1 protein-coding gene is annotated in these 5,112 nt (G+C 50.0%); it reads right to left on the minus strand.

Annotated elements, in window-relative coordinates:
• Nucleotides 1-4,292, minus strand: a 4,292-nt coding sequence (locus QUA83_RS29895; RefSeq protein ID WP_333297812.1) for a DUF4347 domain-containing protein, incomplete at its 3' end; no start/stop codon positions are given.
• Nucleotides 4,293-5,112: the final 820 nt, after the last annotated feature.

The following is a 5,112-nucleotide window of genomic DNA, read 5'->3' on the forward strand; positions in this document are numbered from 1 at the left end:
TCGGGTTCGGCTACTGGGTTGAATATGGGGGTTGCTTGCGGGGCGGGTGTTGGTTCGGGTGTTGGTTCGGGGGCTGGTGTTGGTGTTGGTGTTGGTTCCGGCGCTGGTGTGGGTGGTGTTGGTGTCGGCGCGGGTGTGGGTGGTGTTGGTGTCGGCGCCGGTGTTGGTGGTATTGGTGTCGGTGTTGGTGTTGGTGGTATTGGTGTCGGTGTTGGTGTTGGTGGTATTGGTGTCGGTGTTGGTGTTGGTGTTGGTGGTATTGGTGTTGGTGGTGTTGGTGGTGTTGGTGTCGGCGCGGGTGTTGGTGGTGTTGGTGTTGGTGGTGTTGGTGGTGTTGGTGTCGGCGCGGGTGTGGGTGGTGTTGGTGTCGGCGCTGGTGTGGGTGGTGTTGGTGTCGGCGCGGGTGTTGGTGGTGTTGGTGTCGGCGCGGGTGTGGGTGGTGTTGGAGTTGGCGCCGGTGTTGGTTCGTTCACGGGAATGGCAGAGACAGTAGCGCTGGCGGGGCTGGTAGCGCCCTGGTTATCTGTAGCGGTGTAGGTGAAATTTGCTGTTGTAAAGTTGGCTGTCGATTGGAAAAATAATTGGTTAATGTCAGCAGGTGTCAGAATTTGACCGGCGGTGACAATCCGGCCGCCGGTCTCGGGATTGCCTAAAAATATCAGCCCTTCATTGGCTGGTGGGACGGTGTTGATGGTGAAAGATTCGATCGACCCGTCTGGATCTGTGCCGCCTAGTCCTGCGATCGCCACAGCGCTGCTGGGGGCGATTGCGAGGTTGACGTTGCTAGCTACGGGCGGTTGGTTTGGCACCGGCAGCAGCGCCGATACAGTAGCGCTGGCGGGGCTGGTAGCGCCGAGGTTATCTGTAGCGCTGTAGGTGAAATTTGCTGTTGTAAAGTTGGCTGTCGATTGGAAAAATAATTGGTTAATGTCAGCAGGTGTCAGAATTTGACCGGCAGTGACAATTGTGCCGCCAGTATCGGGATTGCCTAAAAATATCAGCCCTTCATTGGCTGGTGGGAGGGTGTTGATGGTGAAGGATGCGATCGACCCGTCTGGATCTGTGCCGCCTAGTCCTGCGATCGCCACAGCGCTGCTGGGGGCGATTTCGAGGTTGACGTTGCTAGCTATCGGTGGTTGGTTGGCGGGAGTCGGAGTCGGAGTCGGTGGGGGAGTCGGAGTCGGGGTAGCGGCGATGCTGGTGGCAACAGTTGCGCCGGGCTCGCTGCCGTTATTGTTGCCTGGATTTGGGTCATTAGTGGTTGAGGTACTTCTTGCCGTGTTGCTGACAGTGCCGGTCGCCGGGACTGGGAATCTGACAGTCCGGCTGACGGCTACGCCGTCACCTAAGCTGGCAATGGGCGGAAAGCTGACAATGCCTGTGGCTGGGTTGTAAACACCTCCGTTAGATGCTGTGACGCCCGTTAAACCGGGAACGATGGTGTCTGTAACGGTGATGTTGGTGGCGGTACTGGGTCCTCTGTTTTCGGTGAGAATGGTGTAGGTGACTGTCGATCCGGCTGCTGCCGTAGTCTGCCCGCTTTTGACCGTCACTACATCGGCGCTATCGGTGATCGTGGTGGTAACTCTGGCTTCGGGGCTGCTGCCGTTGTTGTTGTCGAGATTGGGGTCTGGGGTACTTGAGGTGCTGCTAGCAGTGTTGGCAACGATGTCACGGGTGGCAGGAACTGCGAAACTGACGGTTCTGTTGGTGCTGGCTGCGCTGGCTAGGGATGCGATCGCCGGCCAAGTCACAATACCTGTATTTGCGTTGTAAGTTCCGCCCTCGGAGACGCTGACTCCTGTTAAACCAGGAACAATGCTATCGGCGATCGCCACATTGGTTGCGGCACTCGGCCCACTGTTAGCTGCGGTAATTGTGTAGGTGACAGTCGATCCGGCTGCTGCCGTAGCGGGCCCGGTTTTGAGAGTTACTACATCGGCGCTATCGGTGATCGTGGTGGTGACTCTGGCTTCGGGGCTGCTGCCGTTGTTGTTGTCGGGATTCGGGTCTGGACTCGTTGAGGTGCTGCTAGCAGTGTTGGCTACGGTGCCGCCGGTGGCAGGAACTGCGAAACTGACGGTTCTGTTGGTGCTGGCTGCGCTGGCTAGGGATGCGATCGCCGGCCAAGTCACAATACCTGTAGTTTCGTTGTAAGTTCCGCCCTCGGAGACGCTGACTCCTATTAAACCCGGAACAATGCTATCGGTGATCGCCACATTGGTTGCCGCACTCGGCCCACTGTTAGCTGCGGTAATTGTGTAGGTGACAGTCGATCCCGCAGCCGCAGTAGCGGGCCCGGTTTTGAGCGTAACTACATCGGCAATATCGTTCGTAATAGTGGTCGTTACTCTCGCATCCGGGCTGCTGCCGCTGTTGTTACCGGGTACGGGATCGATCGTACTGCTGCTGCTGAATACACTGTTGGTAATAGAGCCAAGTGTAGTTGGGGTCGTAACAGTTACGGTGCGCGTGGTGGTAGCCCCAACAGGTAAATTCGGAATAGTTGGCCAGGTTACCAGTCTCGTTGTCGCGTTGAAAGTGCCGTCGCCCTCGGCACTAGCAAATACTGCCCCGACAGGCAATTGATCTTCAATCACCACGTTTTCGGCGTCGTCCGGGCCGTTATTTACTGTCGTAATTGTATAAGTAATGCTGCTACCCGGTGTCGCTGCCGCCGGGCCTGTTTTCGTTGAGGCAACATCTGCTGTAGTAAGCGGCACGTCTATAGTTTGGATTGACAAAGTGCGAACGTCGTGAACATTTGTTGCGTCTCCCGTTGAACCAGCAAAACCAAATTTGAATGTTTCCGGTATTGGCCCGTTTATGTCCTCTAAATTGCCAATGTCGATAATAGTTTCGCCCTGATCAGTAAACAAACCATTATTGTTGAGATCAAAGTTAACAGTGAGACGGTTTGGCGTTACAGAATTGGGGGGTGACAAAATAATTTGAACTCTTCTTCTGGCTGCTTCGCGACTGCTAGTAATGGTGTTGATCGGCCCGTTTGGAGGCAGAGGATTTACGGTATCGGGAATATTATCTATTCCCTGCGGCACAAACGTAGAAGTTAAAAATTGATATTGCGTAACTTCGCTACCTCGAAGCGTTACCGAATCTGCTCTACGCCCTCCCGGAATTCCGCCTACCCGCCCTTGAGTTGTAGTTGAGAAATTTCCAAATTCATCCAATCCAATTCCTAAATAACCTCCCTGTAAACCGGACTGATTTGTATCTGTATTTTGCGCGTAGCCGAGAGAACCTCCATAGCCTCCAGCTTGTGTTGGCGTCACAGTACCGTCAATTAAAAAGAAACTTATGCCGTCCCCTGTCCGCCCTGCTAAATTCGGACGTGCAGTGCCGTCGTAGGCAAATATATCGAAGACAATGTTAAGACCGCTGTTGACGGGAACCTGACTGTTATAGATGACAAAAGTAGATTGGTCAAAAGTTCTTGTAGTTAATCTCAACGCCCCGCTGCCAACCGGGTCTATGTTCAAACCCGGAAAACTATCCGTTCCCGTTCCTGCTGTTAAAGCTGGAGCATCTGACGTGCCTGTTACCCCAGAGATCCAAGGGCCGATTAGACTTGCGTCTTGAAAACTTTCGTCCACTAAATTTATCAGGACAGCGCTGTAAGTTTCCTGGGTTTTTGTTTCAAATGCTATTGCGGTTTTTACTAGTCCTGCTGTAACATTTAATTGCCAGTTTCCTCCTAATTTTGCACTGCCAATGAGATTGTTGGAAGCCGCTATATTTGCGCCTGTTAATTCTCTCAGCTTCCGCACGAAAGCACTCCCAGATTTTCCAGCCCCAACCCTGCACGCTAATAATAAGATATCGGCTTTTTCGCTAAATGCCTTGTGCCACTGCTGCAAATGCCGATCGTACTTTGGTAAGTTTTCATCCTTCAGTAAAGTTGACCCCAGTTGCACGGAAGCTTCATTACCGTGAGCAACAATCTGAAGGCTGGCAATTAAGCTGCGTTTAGCTAGAATTTCTGTAATTTGTTCTACTCCGTCCAGAGTTCGATCCAGGACAATTATCTCTGTCCCTGGTTTGACTCCGCTGACAAGATGCTGATAATTATCTACCCTGGGATCGATGCAAACTAAATGTTTTTTAGGTTGAGTATTGACGCCCCGACTCGCTTTTGTTAAACAGGAAAAATCGATCGCCCGATCACCGACTAACGGCGCCGCAATCAAAGAAGCTTTTATGCAGTCAGTGTCGCGGCGATCGCAACTTGATTGGTGAATTAGCGAAGAGTAGTTGCACCATAAATTTTTCATGAGTTAGATAGCTCCTTGATTTGTTAATTGTCAATTTTCAGTGGTAGATATTATTGTTAATTGCTAATTGGAAATTTATAATTGCTAATTTCTCTACTTCGCATAGTTAACAAGTTCTATTTACTTCCATTTTTTTTTTATCGACATCTTCCCAAAGTAGCAGTTCGCTGTATTTACCTGGAAAAATAGGGGTTTTTTAGCCAATTCAGACGTGGCGATAAATTATTTGACGATGAAAAAAAACGTACACGACGTACGAAAATTCACCCTGCAAATCGATATTTTTTTACCTAAAAGCAGTTGACAAGTATTCATTTTTGTAGTAAATGCAACTTAATTGTCAGAGTTTTATTAAGACTTGAGTCCTCATCAGAAACCAATTTTAGGGGTGTCTATCAGGCGAAATTTAGATAGTCTATATGTCACTCAAAAAATGGTTATAAATTGTGTAGTAGTCAAGTTCGTTTTCTGGCTTTTGTCAGGAATGAATGACTCACTAACAACCAATTTCATGGTCGTCACCAAGTCGAATTACCCAATCATTAAGTAGCTTGATGTTTCTGATATTTAAATATAAAAAAACTCGGTTTATTTGAAAAACCGAGTTGCGAGAATTTTAGGAAAAATGCAGTGTATTCAATGCGCTTTGGCCTTAACTCGAAAGAGCCAGAAAATCAAGAGAACTCAGAGTATTATCAGCGCCAAAAACCTGAGCCAAAACCTGACCAGTGGCAGCAACTTGTAGCAGCGTGCCATTCGCCATCGAGTTAATTTGCAAACTCTCAAAACTCAAACCACCCGCCAGGACAAACTTATCAGT

It is taken from the genome of Microcoleus sp. K1-B1 (assembly GCF_036704705.1).
In the GTDB taxonomy this organism is placed as follows: domain Bacteria; phylum Cyanobacteriota; class Cyanobacteriia; order Cyanobacteriales; family Microcoleaceae; genus Microcoleus.